This window comes from Pseudomonas sp. 300, assembly GCF_055803035.1.
This window is the reverse complement of record NZ_JAVLRV010000001.1, coordinates 1209207-1226518: the sequence shown is the minus strand read 5'-3', so window position 1 is coordinate 1226518 and position 17312 is coordinate 1209207. Positions and strand designations below refer to the sequence as shown.

Annotated in this window: 16 protein-coding genes; 2 read left to right on the top strand and 14 right to left on the bottom strand. The window is 60.3% G+C overall.

Annotation, left to right across the window (positions count from 1 at the left end):
• The first annotated feature begins 281 nt into the window (after positions 1-281).
• Together Q7W83_RS05615 and lptF are read left to right on the top strand one after the other, a co-directional pair.
• The gene (locus Q7W83_RS05615) at positions 282-695 is read left to right on the top strand and encodes a DUF4398 domain-containing protein (RefSeq protein WP_150630844.1); all 414 of its coding nucleotides are present in this window, start codon (positions 282-284) and stop codon (positions 693-695) included.
• Between the two features lie 45 nt (positions 696-740).
• Positions 741-1532 (top strand): lipotoxin F family OmpA-related lipoprotein LptF, encoded by a 792-nt coding sequence (gene lptF, locus Q7W83_RS05610; protein WP_150638920.1) that lies wholly within the window; start codon positions 741-743, stop codon positions 1530-1532.
• Between the two features lie 114 nt (positions 1533-1646).
• On the opposite strand, the gene Q7W83_RS05605 is transcribed toward lptF, so the two are convergent.
• The 14 genes from Q7W83_RS05605 to Q7W83_RS05540 all read right to left on the bottom strand — a co-directional run bounded on the left by Q7W83_RS05605 (position 1647) and on the right by Q7W83_RS05540 (position 17157).
• The gene (locus Q7W83_RS05605; protein WP_473655769.1) at positions 1647-1976 is read right to left on the bottom strand and encodes a hypothetical protein; all 330 of its coding nucleotides are present in this window, start codon (positions 1974-1976) and stop codon (positions 1647-1649) included.
• Positions 1973-2887, bottom strand: coding sequence for an alpha/beta hydrolase (locus tag Q7W83_RS05600; RefSeq protein ID WP_473655768.1), 915 nt, complete (start codon positions 2885-2887; stop codon positions 1973-1975). Before Q7W83_RS05600 ends, Q7W83_RS05605 begins: the two co-directional genes overlap by 4 nt.
• Positions 2888-3038: 151 nt before the next feature.
• Positions 3039-4289 carry a flavohemoglobin expression-modulating QEGLA motif protein gene (locus Q7W83_RS05595; RefSeq protein WP_191630131.1) on the bottom strand — a complete coding sequence of 417 codons (1251 nt, stop codon included), beginning with the start codon at positions 4287-4289 and terminating at the stop codon, positions 3039-3041.
• A gap of 63 nt (positions 4290-4352) precedes the next feature.
• Entirely contained in the window at positions 4353-4907 is a 555-nt protein-coding gene (locus Q7W83_RS05590; protein WP_150653685.1) for a hypothetical protein, read from the bottom strand.
• 92 nt (positions 4908-4999) lie between these two features.
• Positions 5000-5716 (bottom strand): TetR/AcrR family transcriptional regulator, encoded by a 717-nt coding sequence (locus Q7W83_RS05585; protein WP_191623656.1) that lies wholly within the window; start codon positions 5714-5716, stop codon positions 5000-5002.
• A gap of 102 nt (positions 5717-5818) precedes the next feature.
• Complete coding sequence (gene lysS / locus Q7W83_RS05580; RefSeq protein WP_150630851.1) at positions 5819-7321, bottom strand: lysine--tRNA ligase; 1503 nt, start codon at positions 7319-7321, stop codon at positions 5819-5821.
• 98 nt (positions 7322-7419) lie between these two features.
• Positions 7420-8515 (bottom strand): peptide chain release factor 2 gene (gene prfB, locus Q7W83_RS05575; RefSeq protein ID WP_150630852.1). Its coding sequence is split into 2 segments (ribosomal slippage): positions 7420-8442 and positions 8444-8515, totalling 1095 coding nucleotides; the frame shifts between segments, so codons are not numbered across the junction.
• Positions 8516-8690: 175 nt separating this feature from the next.
• Complete coding sequence (locus Q7W83_RS05570; RefSeq protein ID WP_150630853.1) at positions 8691-9692, bottom strand: response regulator; 1002 nt, start codon at positions 9690-9692, stop codon at positions 8691-8693.
• Between the two features lie 48 nt (positions 9693-9740).
• On the bottom strand, positions 9741-10751 hold the full coding sequence (gene cheB, locus Q7W83_RS05565; protein ID WP_150630854.1) for a chemotaxis response regulator protein-glutamate methylesterase: 1011 nt from the start codon (positions 10749-10751) through the stop codon (positions 9741-9743).
• The gene (locus Q7W83_RS05560) at positions 10748-13057 is read right to left on the bottom strand and encodes a response regulator (RefSeq protein ID WP_473655767.1); all 2310 of its coding nucleotides are present in this window, start codon (positions 13055-13057) and stop codon (positions 10748-10750) included. The genes cheB and Q7W83_RS05560 overlap by 4 nt, the downstream gene beginning before the upstream one ends.
• Entirely contained in the window at positions 13054-13737 is a 684-nt protein-coding gene (locus Q7W83_RS05555; protein WP_150630856.1) for a chemotaxis protein CheW, read from the bottom strand. Before Q7W83_RS05555 ends, Q7W83_RS05560 begins: the two co-directional genes overlap by 4 nt.
• Positions 13734-15002, bottom strand: a complete 1269-nt coding sequence (locus Q7W83_RS05550; protein ID WP_150630857.1) for a CheR family methyltransferase — start codon at positions 15000-15002, stop codon at positions 13734-13736. Before Q7W83_RS05550 ends, Q7W83_RS05555 begins: the two co-directional genes overlap by 4 nt.
• Entirely contained in the window at positions 14999-15535 is a 537-nt protein-coding gene (locus Q7W83_RS05545) for a chemotaxis protein CheW (protein WP_150630858.1), read from the bottom strand. The genes Q7W83_RS05550 and Q7W83_RS05545 overlap by 4 nt, the downstream gene beginning before the upstream one ends.
• Complete coding sequence (locus Q7W83_RS05540; protein ID WP_473655766.1) at positions 15535-17157, bottom strand: methyl-accepting chemotaxis protein; 1623 nt, start codon at positions 17155-17157, stop codon at positions 15535-15537. The genes Q7W83_RS05545 and Q7W83_RS05540 overlap by 1 nt, the downstream gene beginning before the upstream one ends.
• Positions 17158-17312: the final 155 nt, after the last annotated feature.

The window sequence follows — 17312 nt, the reverse complement described above, 5'->3', positions numbered from 1 at the left end:
CTCGCTCCCACAGGGGTTGCAGTCGCCTTCAACAAATGCCTATTCCCGGGCCTGGAAAAGCCCGGGAATACCGCTACACATCGCCAAAGTTCCCTATTTAGAGCCTTGTCCATTCGGTCAAAGTTTTTTCCGGCGATAGGCCATCTTCTCTGAACTTTTAAAAAATGCCTCGGGTCGTAACCAGTAACCACGCCTGGGACGGCCGTTTCAAAATGCTTCGAAAATTGATGGTTGCGGCTCCTTGCCCAGGATGGATTTTTTGTTTTTCAGGAGTTATTCCAATGGAGTTGAAGACCATGAAGATCAGCACCGCCAAATCCTCGTCCACCCCCCTGCGCAGCCTGAAACTGGCCGCCCTGGCCATCGGCAGCAGCCTGGTTCTGGCCGGTTGCGCCGGTAACCCGCCGACCGAGCAATACGCCGTGACCCAATCGGCGGTGAACAGCGCCGTCAGCGCCGGCGGTACCGAATTCTCGGCGGTTGAGATGAAGTCCGCTCAGGACAAGCTCAAACAAGCCGAAATCGCCATGCACGACAAAAAGTACGACGAAGCCCGAATGCTCGCCGAACAGGCCGAGTGGGACGCACGCGTAGCCGAACGCAAAGCCCAGGCGATCAAAGCCGAACAGGCGGTGAAGGACTCTCAGAAAGGGGTTCAGGAACTGCGTCAGGAAAGCCAGCGCACCGTGCAATAAGCGCCGCCACGACGTACTTCTTTCTCGACTTAAAAGGACGAAACCATGAATCGCAAACAATTGATGATCCCTGCCCTGCTGGCCGCAAGCGTTGCACTGGCTGCCTGCTCCACGCCGCCTAACGCGAACCTTGAACAGGCCCGCACCAACTACAGCGGCCTGCAAGCCAACCCGCAGGCGAGCAAAGTCGCCGCGCTGGAAACCAAGGACGCCAGCGATTACCTGGACAAGGCCGACAAGGCTTATATGGACAAGCAGGACGAGCATACGGTCGATCAACTGGCCTACCTGACCAATCAGCGGGTTGAAGTGGCGAAGCAGACCATCGCCCTGCGCACCGCTGAAGCCAATTTGAAAAACGCTGCCGCGCAACGTGCCCAGGCGCGTCTCGATGCTCGCGATCAGCAGATCAAGCAGCTGCAGGACAGCCTGAACGCCAAGCAGACCGATCGCGGGACGCTGGTGACCTTCGGTGATGTGCTGTTTGCCACTGACCGTGCCGATCTGAAATCCAGCGGCCTGGTGAACATCAACAAACTGGCGCAATTTCTTCAGGAAAACCCGGACCGCAAGGTGATCGTCGAAGGCTACACCGACAGCACCGGCACGGCGTCGCACAACCAGTCGCTGTCCGAGCGTCGCGCCGGTTCCGTGCGCACGGCACTGGTGAAAATGGGCGTTGATCCGGCGCGCATCGTTGCCCAGGGTTATGGCAAGGAATACCCGGTTGCTGAAAACTCCAGCACCTCAGGCCGGGCGATGAACCGTCGCGTGGAAGTGACCATTTCCAACGACAACCAGCCGGTGATCCCGCGTTCGGCGGTTAGCTCGAACTAAGCTTCACGCCGCAACGCAAAAGCCCCGCCTGATCTGATCAGGCGGGGCTTTTTGTTTTCGCGGTTTGGCGGAACACCGCGTTATCGTTCATCGTCGGCAAGTCGGCTCCTGCAGTTACTGCTCCAGCTTCTGCGGGGTTTCCTGGCCTATGCAGCGCACGGCTTTTTTCTTGTTGTTGACCAATACGCCGCTCAGGCCTTTCTGCTCGGTGTCGAACATCACCAGCACGCCATCGATGCACTGCGCGACTTGCGGGGCCGGCTCCAGGGAGACTTTGTAATCCTCGCCCGGCACGGTCTTGAGCATGGTGAATTCGCTCAGCAGCAGCGCGTCCTCGGGTTTGGCGAAGTGCAGGTAACCGTACCACCACAGGGCGGCGACGGTGCCGAGGATGCTGCAAATACCGGTGATGATCAGCGGGATGGCGTTACGTTCTTCACTCATTGCGGGCTCTCTGGTAGTTCATCTTCTGAATTCGGGGGTGCCGGGTAGTTGGGGATTTCACCCAGGCGGCGCAGGCCGTTGAAATGCTGCGGATCTTCAAGGTATCGCAGCATGACTTTGCGCCAGACCGGGTCGGCGAACGTCTGCACATGACCGCCACGGGTCAGTTGCAGCACCCGCGGCGGCGGCGCAGCTTGATACAGACGGATGCCGTTGGAAAGAGGCACGATCGGATCGTCGATGCTGTGATAGATCAGTTTCGGCACGCCGTTGAGCTGCGCCATCGAGTGGATAGCGCTGTCACCGTCCGGCACCAGCCACGAAAGCGGCACCTGGAACGCCCAGGTCAACCAGGAATTGCTGAGGGCGAACTGGCCGATGCTGCGATAACTGGCGGGCACTCCGTCGAGGACAAAAGCCTTGAGTTGCTTCTGGCGTTCGGGGTGTTGAACCAGGTAATGCACGGCCATTGAGCCACCGAGGCTTTGGCCGAGCAGGATCAGCGGTTTGCCTTTGACTTCCGGCGCCTGGTCGAGCCACTTGAATGCGGCGTCGATGTCCTGATAAATCGCCGGCAAACTCGGTTCGCCTTCGGACAAACCGTAGCCGCGATAATCGATCAGCAGCACTTGATAGCCCTCTTCCGGCAACCACCAGCTGCCGCCCAGATGCATGGGCAGATTGCCGCCGTTGCCGTGCAGGTGCAGCACCGTGCCTTTGACCTCGATGCCTTTCTTCGCCGGCAGCCACCAGCCGTGCAGCTTGAGGCCATCAGCGGTGACCAGGGTCACGTCACGGTATTCGAGTTTGGCTTTTTCCGGGGTGAACAACTGGCCGGGCTCGGGGTAGAACAGCAAGGAGCTGCAACCGCCGAGGGTCAGGAGAAGGCAGAGGATGCCGAGGATTCTCATCCGTTGAAACCCCGCGAAAATTTGGGTGGAAATACACCTTTCCCCTGTGGGAGCGAGCCTGCTCGCGATAGCGGTGTATCAGGCAACATCAATGTTGAATGTCAGGCCGCTATCGCGAGCAGGCTCGCTCCCACAGTAGATTGCATTATCGTCACAAAATATTGGAGTAATCCGCTTCGATCCGGTCCAGGCTCAGGTGGTTCAAGAAGTTGGAGAAGCACATCCACGCCGACAACGCATTCATGTCGCGGAACTGCTCCGGCAAATACTTGGGTGGCACCACCAATCCTTCATCGACCAACTGGCGCAACGTGCGCATGTCTTCCAGCGTGGTCTTACCGCAAAACAGCAGCGGCACTTGCTCAAGCTTGCCTTTACGCACGGCCAACTGAATGTAGTTGTAAACCATGATAAAGCCCTTGAGGTAGGACAAGTCTTTGGTAAATGGCAGACCGTTGGGTACCGAACCACGGAAAACCCGACTGGCGTTGCCGTAGCTTTCCGCCATTTCAAAGCCCTGCTCGCGGAAAAACTCGAAGATCTGCAGGAAGTCCGCACCCTCCTCCACCATGTGAATGGCGCGGGTACGGTTGGTCAGTTTGCGCAGGCGGCTCGGGTAAGAGGCGAAGGTGATGATTTCCATCAGGATCGCCAGCCCTTCCTGGGTCACGGTCGACGAGGGAGGCCCTTTGGACAGGAAGGTGCAGATCGGCTGGTTCAAACCGTTGAGCGTGGTGCCCACGTGCACCAGCCCTTCATGGACTTCCAGGGCACGCACGTCACGCTCGTTGAACATCGCGTCGGTGCGGATCTTGATGTAGTCGGCGCCCGCTGCCGCATCGGCGACGATGCCGTCGGACTCGAACACCCGAATGGTTTCCTCGGCCTCGCCAAACACTTTGCTCAGCCGGGTTTGCAATAAATGCACGGCGTCCTTGGCGGTGAGGATTTTCGGTTCGTCCTTCAGGTCACCACGGCCATCGATGTTATTCAGATAATCGGAGAGCATCAGGCCAAGGTCTGACAGGGTCGGGTCACCGGCGTGAAACGCGTCGGACGCCGCGCCGTACAGCTCCTGGGAAATCAGGCCGAAATCCTCGGTGCCGCGCGCTTCAAGCATGCGCACCACCATCCGGTATTCCTTGCACATGCGGCGCATGATCTGGCCGACCGGGTTGAACTGACCGAGCTGGCGGGTGATGTCACGCTCGATGTTCTGGAATTCCAGTTTCACTTTGCTGGAGTCGAAGGACAGCGGTCGGTTCAGGTAGTAATCGCGGTCCACCGCCGGCATTTCCTTGCCCTTGGCCTTGAGGAACCCCTTACGAATGCTCTCGTCCCACTTCACTGCATCCAGGACGCGAATCGGCGTCTGCGCCAGCACAATGCGATCGGACAACATGCGTATCGTCTGCTGGTAATCGTCCACCCGAAACTCCTGTAGAAAAACCGTTATGTGCTGGGTTTATTTGGCTTTGGCCAGGCGCTGATAACGCACGGCCTCGACGAACACATCGGAATTGGCCGGATCGTCAAGCCAGGCGAAGACCTGGTCCATTTGAGTGTCGATCAGCACGCCGTCGCCGTCGTCGGTCTGGAAGCCTTCGCCGCTGAGGACTTTCTGCCCCAGGGCCTGATTGATCTGCTCGAGATCGAGGTTGTAGACCACCAGTTCATGCTTGTCGGTGAGTTCGAACCCGGCAATGGTGAAATGCCCGCCGAATTGCGCCGGCACCTTCGCCGACAGGTACCAGCGGTTGCCATGGCGCGAGACGGTGAAGGGATAGGCTTCGCGTTCCTTGGGTTTGGCCTTGAAGTAGCTGACCGCCTGATAGCGATTGTCGCCGATGCGCGTCAGTTCCAGATTCACCGGCTCGCCCCAGGCGTTGGTGCTGGTCCATTTGCCGAGTAATCCTTTGGGCGCGGGGTCGCTCGTGGGCAATGGCTCCCTGAAGGTCACCAGACAGCCACTGAGCAGCAGGAACGACAAGGCGATCACAACGACACGCCAGGCTTTCATTCAACACTCCCTATGAACAAACACCGACCTCAAGTGGCCACTAACCCTGTGGGAGCGAGCTTGCTCCCACAGGGTAAAGCGCCATCAAAGGCTTACACCGACGCCAACACCAGATGCATGTACCGCGTCAGGATACCGAGCATTTCAGCTTCGGCGTCAGGCCCGGCTTCGTTGAGCAGGCCCTGATATTCCATCCGTCCGATAATCGCCGTCAACACTTTGGCATCTTGTTGGGGTTCACGGGAACCCAAAACCTGGAAAAGCTGACACGTACCCTGCAGGAGAATTTGCTGATGCGAGCGCACCAACTCCGCCAGGCGGGGGTTAAGCAACGCTTCCTGACGGAACGCTTGCTCGGCCATCAAATGTTCGCGGCGGTTGATCAATTGCCGATGGACATAGTCCGCCATCAACCTCGCGATGTCGTCCGCCAGTTGCGAGCGTGACTCGGGACTGCCGTCGCCGCTGACGACCATCTCGCGCAGCAAGCCTTCATTGTTCACCCACAACTTGGCCATGAACGCCGCGCTGCGTTCCACGTATTGGGCGAAGGTATCGGTGAGCAAGTCATCGATGTCCTTGAAATAGTAGGTGGTGGCCGACAACGGCACAGCGGCTTCCGCGGCAACCGCACGGTGACGCACGGCCCGCACGCCATCGCGCACGACGATGCGCATCGCCGCATCGAGAATGTCCTGTCGCCGCTGTTCGCTGCCCTGACGGCTGGCCTTGCGACCCTGGTACTGAACACTTTCAGCGACCGCAGTGGCGATACCCGCTGCACCTTCTTGAGCCATTGCACGGTTCACGACAGGAATTCCTCTCTCACTTCAAAAGTAACCAATTGATACGTTTGTACCAGACAGGCAATAAAAAGCCGCCTGTTATAGGCGGCTTTTTGTTTGAAACATTTACGCTTGCGGCCGCATGTGCGGGAACAGGATCACGTCGCGGATCGACGGGGAGTTGGTCAGCAGCATCACCAGACGGTCGATGCCGATGCCTTCACCGGCCGTTGGCGGCATGCCGTACTCCAGCGCACGAACGAAGTCGGCGTCGTAGTGCATGGCTTCATCGTCGCCGGCGTCCTTGTCGGCCACCTGCGCCATGAAACGCTCGGCCTGGTCTTCCGCGTCGTTCAACTCGGAGTAAGCGTTGGCGATTTCACGGCCACCGATGAACAGTTCGAAACGGTCGGTGACGTTCGGGTTGTCGTCGTTACGACGGGCCAGCGGCGACACTTCGAACGGGTACTGGGTGATGAAGTGCGGCTGCTCCAGCTTGTGCTCGACCAGCTCTTCGAAAATCATCACCTGCAATTTACCCAGGCCTTCGAAGCCCAGCACCTTGGCGCCGGCTTTCTTGGCGATGGCGCGGGCCTTGTCGATGTCATTCAGATCATCGGCAGTCAGCTCAGGGTTGTACTTGAGGATCGAGTCGAACACCGACAGACGCACGAACGGTTCGCCGAAGTGGAACACTTTTTCGCCGTACGGCACGTCGGTGCTGCCCAGCACCAGCTGCGCCAGTTCACGGAACAGTTCTTCGGTCAGGTCCATGTTGTCTTCGTAGTCGGCGTACGCCTGGTAGAACTCCAACATGGTGAATTCAGGGTTGTGACGCGTCGAAACGCCTTCGTTACGGAAGTTGCGGTTGATCTCGAACACTTTCTCGAAACCGCCGACAACCAGACGCTTGAGGTACAGCTCAGGCGCGATACGCAGGAACATTTCCATGTCCAGCGCGTTGTGGTGAGTCTCGAACGGCTTGGCCGCCGCGCCACCGGGAATGGTTTGCAGCATCGGCGTTTCGACTTCAAGGAAGTCGCGCTTCATCAGGAAGCTGCGGATGTGCGCAATCACTTGCGAACGAACGCGGAAAGTCTGGCGCACGTCTTCGTTGACGATCAGGTCAACGTAACGCTGGCGATAGCGCTGCTCGGTGTCTGACAGGCCATGGTGCTTGTCAGGCAGCGGGCGCAGGGATTTGGTCAGCAGGCGTACGTTGGTCATTTCTACGTACAGGTCGCCCTTGCCGGAACGGGCCAGGGTGCCTTCGGCGGCAATGATGTCGCCCAGGTCCCAGGTTTTCACCGCGGCCAGGGTTTCTTCGGACAGGGTTTTACGATTGACGTAAACCTGGATGCGACCGGACATGTCCTGGATCACCATGAACGAGCCACGGTTAAGCATGATGCGACCGGCAACCTTGACCGGGATTGCAGCCTCTGCGAGCTCTTCCTTGGTCTTGTCCGCGTACTGTTTCTGCAAGTCTTCGCAGTAGTTGTCGCGGCGGAAGTCGTTCGGGAAGGCATTGCCCTTGGCGCGCTCGGCGGCCAGCTTTTCCTTGCGCAGGGCGATCAGGGAGTTTTCTTCCTGTTGCAGGGCTTGCGGGTCGAGTTCTAGGTCGCTCATGTCTTTAAGTATTCCATCAGGTTCATTGTCCCCGGCCTGTGGCCGGGGATCGCTCAGCAAGGACTAGGCGTCCCCCCGAGCTCCTACAGGGGGCGGTGTTACAGGCCTTGTTTCAGGCTCGCTACCAGGTATTCGTCGATGTCGCCGTCGAGCACTTTGTCGCAGTCGCTGCGTTCGATGTTAGTGCGCAAATCCTTGATTCGCGACGCATCGAGTACGTAGGAGCGAATCTGGTGACCCCAGCCGATGTCCGACTTGGTGTCTTCCAGGGCTTGCGAGGCAGCGTTGCGTTTCTGCACTTCCTGCTCGTACAAGCGCGCCCGCAACATTTTCATCGCGGTGTCTTTGTTGGCGTGCTGGGAGCGTTCGTTCTGGCAGCTGACCACGGTGTTGGACGGTACGTGGGTAATCCGTACGGCCGAGTCGGTGGTGTTTACGTGCTGACCACCGGCACCGGAGGAGCGGTAGGTGTCGATGCGCAGGTCCGACGGGTTGATGTCGATTTCGATGTTGTCATCGATTTCCGGCGACACGAACACGGCCGAGAACGAGGTGTGACGACGGTTGCCGGAGTCGAACGGGCTCTTGCGCACCAGACGGTGCACGCCGATTTCGGTACGCAGCCAGCCGAAGGCGTATTCGCCCTTGATGTGCACGGTGGCGCCTTTGATCCCGGCGACTTCACCGGCCGACAGTTCCATGATGGTCGCGTCGAAACCGCGTTTGTCGGCCCAGCGCAAGTACATGCGCAGCAGGATGTTGGCCCAGTCCTGGGCCTCGGTGCCGCCGGAGCCGGCCTGGATGTCCAGGTAGGCGTTGTTGGCGTCCATTTCACCGCTGAACATGCGACGGAATTCGAGTTTTTCCAGCGACTCGCGCAGGCGCTCGACTTCAGCGGCGACGTCATCGACGGCGGCCTGGTCTTCTTCCTCTGCTGACATCAGCAGCAGGTCTTTGGCGTCGGCCAGGCCGGAGTGCATTTCGTCGAGGGTTTCGACGATCTGAGCCAGCAGGGACCGCTCGCGGCCCAGTTCCTGAGCGTACGACGGGTTGTTCCAGACAGACGGATCTTCAAGCTCGCGATTGACTTCAGTCAGACGCTCATGCTTTTGATCGTAGTCAAAGATACCCCCGAATAGTTTCGGAGCGCTCGGACAGGTCCTTGATACTGTTAAGGATCGGGTTGATTTCCATGGCGGGCAGCACTCGTTGGCGAACTTTTGAAAGCCGGCGAGTATAACGGCAAACGTCCGTAAACGGCAGCCCGCTTGGCCGAAAAGGCCCGGTGCGTTTTCGAAACGGCGCCGCGGTAGCGCATTCGCAAACGCACATCGATCAACTGTAGGAGCCCGCTTGCTGGCAATGACGCCTACTCGATCCCCACCTGATTGCGCCCATTGTTCTTCGCCAGATACAGCCCCTTGTCCGCCGCCGAGATCAGTTGCCGGCAATCGGCGCCCGGTTGCGGGGTCATGGTCGAGAGGCCGATGCTAATGGTCAGGCTCGAGCCTTCGGTCGGTGAAATGTGCGGAATTTTCAGCGCCGCCACAGTCTGGCGCAGTTTTTCCGCCACCAGTCGTGCGCCGCCCGGTGATGTATTCGGCAGAACCAGGGCGAACTCTTCGCCGCCGTAACGGGCCGGCAGGTCGGAAGGCCGGGCGCTGGCGTCACGGATGGCCGTGGCGACCTTGCGCAGGGCTTCGTCGCCTTCGAGGTGGCCAAAGTTGTCGTTATAAGACTTGAAGTAGTCCACATCGATCATCAGCAACGACAGTTGGCTCTGGTCGCGCAACGAACGTCGCCATTCCAGTTCCAGGTACTCGTCGAAGTGACGACGGTTCGACAACCCGGTCAGGCCGTCGGAGTTCATCAGCCGTTGCAGCACCAGATTGGTGTCGAGCAATTGCTGCTGGCTGACCCGCAACGCGCGGTACGCCGCATCACGCTGCAGCAGGGTCATGTAGGAACGCGAGTGATAGCGGATGCGCGCCACCAGTTCTATGTTGTCCGGCAGCTTCACCAGGTAATCATTGGCCCCGGCCGCGAACGCCGCGCTTTTGATCAGCGGGTCTTCCTTGGTCGACAGCACAATGATCGGAATATCCTTGGTGGCCGGGTGATTGCGGTATTCACGCACCAGGCTCAGGCCGTCGAGACCGGGCATGACCAGATCCTGCAGGATCACCGTCGGTTTGATCCGGATCGCCTGGGCAATCGCCTGATGCGGGTCGGCGCAGAAGTGGAAGTCGATGTTTTCTTCATTCGACAACCCGCGGCGCACCGCTTCGCCGATCATCGCCTGATCGTCCACCAATAACACCATCGCGGCGTTTTCGTCGGTTTTGAAGCCGTCGAGCTGTAAGTCAGTCATGTGCGGTCACCTGAGTACTGCCTGGACCAGGATTGCTGCAAAGTGTAGTCATTTGGCGAAAATCTCCAGCAATCGTGGCGCTATCTTTTCCAGCGGGCGAATCTCTGCAGCCGCGTCGATGGCCGCTGCCGCTTTCGGCATGCCATACACCGCGCTGCTTTGTTGGTCCTGAGCGATGGTCAGGTAGCCCTGTTGACGCATGAGTTTAAGCCCCTGCGCGCCATCGCGCCCCATGCCGGTCAATAAAACCCCCACGGCATCGCCATTCCAGTAACTGGCCACGCTCTCGAAAAACACATCGATCGAGGGCCGATAGATCTCGTTGACCGGCTCGGCGGTGTACGCCAGCGTGCCGTTCTTCAACAAGCGAATATGGTGGTTGGTGCCGGCCAGCAGCACGGTGCCGGCCTGCGGTGGCTCGCCTTCCTGCGCCAGGCGCACGTTCAGGCCGCTGGCGCTGCTGAGCCATTCGGCCATGCCAGTGGCGAACACCTGGTCAACGTGCTGGACCAACACAATGGCGGCGGGGAAATCTCGCGGCAGGCCCTTGAGCAGTATTTCCAGGGCCGCCGGCCCGCCCGCGGAGGAACCGATGGCGATCAGTTTTTGCCGGGAACCGGCGTTGCGCAACGGGGCGGGCGCGGGGCGCACGCGATTGCCCTTGTCGCCGATCAGCCAACCGATGTTGAGGATTTTGCGCAGTAACGGCGCCGCCGCTTCCTGGGCATTGCCGGCACCGATTGCCGGCGTATCGACCACGTCCAAAGCGCCGTGGCCCATCGCTTCGAACACCCGGTGTACGTTCTGTTGGCGGTCGACCGTGACGATGACGATGGCGCACGGCGTCTCGGCCATGATTCGCCGTGTTGCCTCGACGCCATCCATCACCGGCATGATCAGGTCCATCAGGATCAGGTCCGGGGTGTTTTCCACGCAACGTTGCACCGCCTCGGCGCCGTTACTGGCGACCCAGATCACCTCGTGCGCAGGCTCAAACGCCAAGGCGCGGCGCAAAGCCTCCACGGCCATGGGCATATCGTTGACGATTGCGATTTTCATGCCCGCGCTCCTCCTATGAGCTCAACCACTGCATCAAGCAGGGCGTCGTCATGAAAACTGGCTTTGGCTAGATAATAGTCGGCTCCGGCGTCCAGTCCACGACGACGGTCTTCCTCGCGATCCTTGTAGGAAACCACCATAACCGGAAGCGATTGCAATCGATTGTCCCGGCGCAATAAAGACACCAGTTCGATGCCGTCCATGCGCGGCATGTCGATGTCGGTGATCAGCAGATCGAAATCCTCCGAACGCAGGGCATTCCAGCCATCCATCCCGTCCACCGCCACGGCCACGTCGTAGCCACGATTGAGCAGCAACTTGCGCTGCAACTCGCGGACGGTCAGCGAATCGTCGACCACCAGAATTCGCTTGCGCGCCACTTCGGCCGCCTGATTACTGTGGCGGGAAATCCGCTCCAGACGTCCGGTGTTGAGCAGTTTGTCCACCGACCTCAACATGTCTTCGACATCGACGATCAGCACCACCGAACCGTCGTCGAGCAGCGCGCCGGCGGAGATGTCCTGCACTTTGCCCAGACGCTCGTCCAGCGGCAAGACCACCAGCGTGCGCTCTCCAATGAACCGTTCGACGGCCACGCCGTAGATCGCATCGCGCTCGCGGATGACCACGACCTTGAGGGTTTGCTGACTGTTCGCGCTCGCCGGACGCTGGAGCAATTGGCTGGCCGCGACCAACCCGACATGCCGACCTTCGTACCAGAAATGCTGACGGCCTTCGACCTGCACGATGTCCGCCGGCTCCAGGTCGCACATGCGCTCGATGTGGGCCAGCGGAAACGCATACGCCTCTTCGCCGACCTCCACCACCAGGCTGCGCACCACCGACAGCGTCAGCGGCACTTCGAGGTGGAAGCGGCTGCCCTCGCCCGCCGTCTGTTCCAGCACCACTGCGCCGCGCAACTGGCGGACCATGTGCTGAACCGCGTCGAGGCCAACGCCGCGCCCCGAGACTTCAGTGACTTTGTCGCGCAGGCTGAAACCCGGCAGGAACAGGAACGTCAGCAGCTCCTCTTCACTCAACTGCACAGCGGTGTCGGCCGGCGACAGCTGACGTTCGATGATGCTGCGGCGGACCTTTTCCAGGTCGACGCCGTTGCCGTCATCGCTCAGTTCCAGCACCAGCAAACCAGCCTGATGCGAGGCGCGCAGGCGGATCAAACCTTCTTCCGGTTTACCGGCCAGCAGCCGTTGTTCCGGGGATTCGATGCCGTGATCGACGGCGTTGCGCAACAGGTGCGTCAGCGGCGCTTCGAGTTTTTCCAGGACGTCGCGATCGACCTGGGTTTTCTCGCCCTCGATCTCCAGCCGTACCTGCTTGCCCAAATCACGGCCGAGGTCGCGGACCATGCGCGCTTGCCCGCTCAGCACATCGGCAAACGGCCGCATGCGGCAGGCCAGCGCGGTGTCGTACAGCACTTGTGCACGTTGACTGGCCTGCCAGGCGAACTCGTCCAGTTCGGCGTTTTTTTCCACCAGCAATTGCTGGGATTCCGCCAGCAACCGCCGCGCATCGTCGAGGGCTTCCTGGGCTTCCAGGCTCAAGGTCTGATCCTTGAGATGGACGTTGAGGTTTTCCAGCGCGCGCAGGCCGTTGTTCTGCATGCGTTTCAAGCGCTGCATGGTGGCCAGGTGCGGTTTGAGCCGCAGGGTTTCCACCAGGGATTTACTCGACAAGTCGAGCAGGCTGTTCAAGCGTTCGGCCGTGACCCGCAGGACCCGCTCACCGTTTTCGGTGGTGCGTTTGGTTTTACGCGGGGATGTAGTCGGTGCGGCCGGCGCTTCGAGCACTGCGGCGATCGGCTGGACTTGCGCAACGGGCAGCTCAACGACAGAGACGACTGGCTCGGCTTCGGCCATGAATGGCGCAATCGGTGTGCTGATCGGCGCGGCGAGTGCCAGCGGGTCCAGCAAATGCGCCATCAGCGCCACAAAGGCATCGATCTCCACGGGCGTCGGAGCGTTGTTCGGCGTCGCGATGCGCATCAGCAGATCGGTGCCTTGCAGCAGCGCGTCAATGTGCTCGGGTCGCAGATAAAGCCGCCCTTCCTGCGCGCCGGCCAGGCAATCTTCCATCACGTGCGCGACGCTCACGCCGGCATCGACCCCGACGATTCGCGCCGCGCCTTTGAGCGAGTGCGCGGCGCGCATGCACGATTCGAGGTTATCGGCCTGAGTCGGATCGCGCTCCAGCGCCAACAGACCGGCGCTGAGCACTTGGGTCTGGGCCTCGGCTTCGAGGCTGAACAGCTCCAGCAAAGAGGCGTCACGCATTTGCTCGGGGGTCATGTGAGGCTCCGGGTCACGGCGGACAGCAGCTGTTCTTCATCCAGCCAACGCAGGCTGCGACCTTTGAATTGCAACACGCCCCGCGTGTATTTGGCGCTGGCCTGCGTACCGGAACGCGATGCGGCCTCAAGGACTCGCTCGTCGATGGCATGGATCCCGTCGACTTCGTCCACCGGCACCACCACCGGCCCGCCGTGGGCAGCAATGATCAGCATGCGCGGCATCACGCGCGCGCCGGACGCCACGCTGCTCGCGCCGTCGAGCCCGAGCAGCTCCACCAGCGACAGGCACGCCACCAGAGCGCCGCGCACATTCGCCACGCCGAGCAAGGCCCGGGAGCGCTGGTGCGGCAGGGAATGAATCGCTTGCAGCGGTGCCACTTCCACCAGGCTGCGGGTGGCCAGGCCCAACCACTCTTCGCCAAGGCGGAACATCAGCAGCGAGCGGGTTGTCACCTCGCTTTCGACGGCGACGCCGACTTGCCCGCGGTCTTCCTGTTGCAACGCATAACGGTCGAGCAAACGCGTAGCCGCCGCCGAGTACACCGCACAATTGCGACAGTGAATGTGTTCGATCAGCAGCGGGCAGGACTTGTCGCCGTGGATACCGATGCGGTTCCAGCAATCGTCGATGGCCTGCGCATCTTCATGGGTGAGGCTAAAACTGTCGGCAACATTCATCGTTTGCGCTCACTGTCTGCGCGCTCGCTGCGGGCGGCGCGGTCCTGCAATCGTTTGGCGCCCGCCGTGTCGCCCTGGGATTGCAGCAAGGCCGCCAGGTGCATCAACGCGTCGGGATGTTGCGGTTCGAGGTACAACGCCTTGCGATAAAACCCCTGGGCTTCAAAAGCGCTGCCGGCGACATCGCTGAGCAATCCAAGCCAGTAAAATACCTGGGCCACCGGTTCATGGCTGCGCAAATAGCTTTCGCACGCGGCGCGGGCCTCGGCGCTTTTGCCTTCGTTGGCCAGTGCGGCGATGTTTGCCAGCAACGTGGCGGCGTCGGGGTTGGCGGCTTTTGTCGCCACCGGCAGCGGCGTCACCGTCGCGAAGGGCCGCTGGCGCACGGGCGGCGGCGTGACGCTGCGCGCTGGTTGGCGCAGTGGCAATGGCGTCGGTACGAAGGCTGGAAAAGGCTCGGGCTCGGGCGCGCTCTGGCGACTGAACGCAAATGACTGCGCTATACCGATCGAACGCATACCCAAGCGCCCCAGCAAACTGCCCTCGGCGGGGCCGATAAACAGCACGCCGTCGACATGGGTCAGACGCTTGAGTACTTCAAACACTTGCTGCTGGGTGGGCTGATCGAAATAGATCAGCAGGTTGCGGCAGAACACGAAGTCATACGGTGGTTCGTTGGCCAGCAACGCCGGATCCAGCAGATTGCCGACCTGCAAACGCACCTGTTCCAGCACGCGTTCGCTAAGGCGATACCCGTCGTTTTCAGCGACGAAATGCCGTTCACGAAAGGCGATGTCCTGGCCACGAAACGAGTTCTTGCCGTACAGCGCACGCTTGGCTTTTTCCACCGACAGCGGGCTGACGTCCATGCCTTCGACTTTGAACTGATGCGGCTTGAACCCGGCATCGAGCAAGGCCATGGCGATGGAATACGGTTCTTCACCGGTGGAACACGGCAGGCTGAGAATCCGCAATGCGCGCATGTTGTTGATATCGGTCAGGCGCTTGGCGGCCAGTTTTGCCAGGGTGGCAAAGGATTCCGGGTAACGGAAAAACCAGGTTTCGGGAACGATCACCGCTTCGATCAGCGCTTGTTGCTCATCCTGCGAGCCCTGCAAGGTGTACCAATACTCATCGGCCGTTTGCGACCGAGATGCGGTGCTGCGCTGGCGTACGGCGCGCTCGATGATCGCTGGGCCCACCGAGGTCACGTCGAGGCCGATGCGCTCTTTGAGAAAGTCGAAAAAACGCTGATCACTGTTCATGGCCGCTCCTCAAGCAACGCCGGATCCAGTGGCGGTGACGGAAACAGCAGTGCGCGAACCTGTTCATCCAGCAGGTCGGCGACACGCACCCATTGCAGCAATCCTTGCGCATCTTCACGAACAGGTCCGAGGTAAGGCGCCTGACGATTGTCGAGGCCATAAGGCTGAAAATCCGCCGGGTTACAGCGCAGCGTGTCGGTCGCCTGTTCCAGGATCAGCCCGAGCAACTGCGCTTCATGGGTTTCATCCGGACGGTAATTGACCAGTACCAGGCGCGTGCTGGTGCGGGCCTGAGCCGGTAAACCGAACGTCAGCGCACTGAGGTCGATGACGGGCACCACCGCGCCGCGATAGGCGAACACCCCGGCGACCCAGTCCGGCGCGCGGGGGATCGGCTTCAACGGCAGACGCGGCAGCACTTCCGCCACCTCGATCGCTTGCAGGGCATAGCGCTCGCTGCCGATGCGAAACAGCAGAAACAACGCCTGCATCGCCGGCTTCACGGCGGCGCGTTTGGCCGTGAGTTCGCCCATCAGACTTTGAATCGCGAAACGCCGCTACGCAGCCCGACGGCCACCTGGCTCAGTTCGTCGATGGCAAAACTGGCCTGGCGCAGGGACTCGACAGTCTGGCTGCTGGCATCGCCCAACTGCACCAGCGCGTGGTTGATCTGTTCGGCACCGGTGGCCTGGGCCTGCATGCCTTCGTTGACCATCAACACCCGCGGCGCCAGTGCCTGAACCTGATGGATAATCTGCGACAGCTGCTCGCCGACCTGCTGCACCTCGGACATGCCGCGGCGCACTTCTTCGGAGAATTTGTCCATGCCCATGACCCCCGCCGACACCGCCGACTGGATCTCGCGCACCATCTGCTCGATGTCGTAAGTGGCCACGGCGGTCTGGTCCGCCAGACGCCGTACTTCGGTGGCGACCACGGCAAAGCCGCGGCCGTATTCACCGGCTTTCTCGGCTTCAATAGCAGCGTTCAGGGACAGCAGGTTGGTCTGGTCCGCCACCTTGACGATGGTCACCACCACCTGATTGATGTTGCCGGCCTTCTCGTTGAGGATCGCCAGTTTGGCGTTGACCAGATCGGCTGCACCCATCACCGAATGCATGGTGTCTTCCATGCGCGCCAGGCCTTGCTGCCCGGAGCCAGCCAGCACCGAAGCCTGATCGGCGGCGGTGGAGACTTCGGTCATTGTCCGCACCAAGTCACGCGAGGTGGCGGCGATTTCACGGGAAGTGGCGCCGATTTCGGTGGTGGTGGCGGCCGTTTCAGTGGCCGTGGCTTGTTGTTGCTTGGAGGTGGCCGCGATTTCGGTGACTGAAGTCGTGACCTGAACCGACGAGCGCTGAGCCTGGGACACCAGCGACGTCAGCTCGGCCATCATGTCGTTGAAGCCGGTTTCCACGGCGCCGAATTCGTCCTTGCGCTCCAGGTTCAAGCGGCCGCTCAAATCACCGGTGCGCATGATTTCGAGGATCTGCACGATGCGGTTCATCGGCGCCATGATCGCGCGCATCAGCAACAAGCCGCAGAGGCCGGCGGCCAATATAGCCACCAGCAGGGAAATGCCCATGATGGTTTTCGCGGTGAGCACGGCGTCATCGATGTTCGCAACATCGACATCTGCCACCGCTTTGTTTTCGCGAATGATGTCATTTAGCTTCATGCGACCTGCGGTCCAGGCCGGGGTCAGCTGCTCGTTGAACATCTTGATGGCTTCGACCTCCTGATTACGCTTGTGCAGGTCGAGCACTGAGGCCAAGACTTTGTGGTAGTTCTCATGGAGCTTTTCAAAGACGGCGTACTCGACCTTGTCTTCTTCGGTCGTCACGGTTTCCTGATATCTGGTCATCTGCTCTTGCAGGCGCGCTTGAAAGGTTTTGAATTTTTCGGCCTCTTCAGCGCTAAAACCCTGCCCTTCTTTCAAGCCGAGCATTTCCTGGATTTGCAGGTAAGTGTCTACCCAGGCGCTACGCACCATGGAGCTGTAATACAAACCGGGCAACGCGTCATCACGCACGCTGGCTTCGCTGGATTCGATCTTCAACAGCCGCGAATACGAGACGACGACCATCAGCAGCATGATAGCGATGATCACCGCAAAGCTCGCCAAAATGCGTTGGCGCAACGTCCAGTTCTTCACAGTCAGTCCTCGGGGCTATTTCAAATGCTGGGGAGTATAGCCGAGGGCGGTGTTTCATTTATAAGACGGATGCGCGGCGCTTCTCATCTCGAGGAAAAACGTTCGTACTGGCTTTGAATGATGTGGCGCGCCTGACGACGCCATCGCGGGCAAGG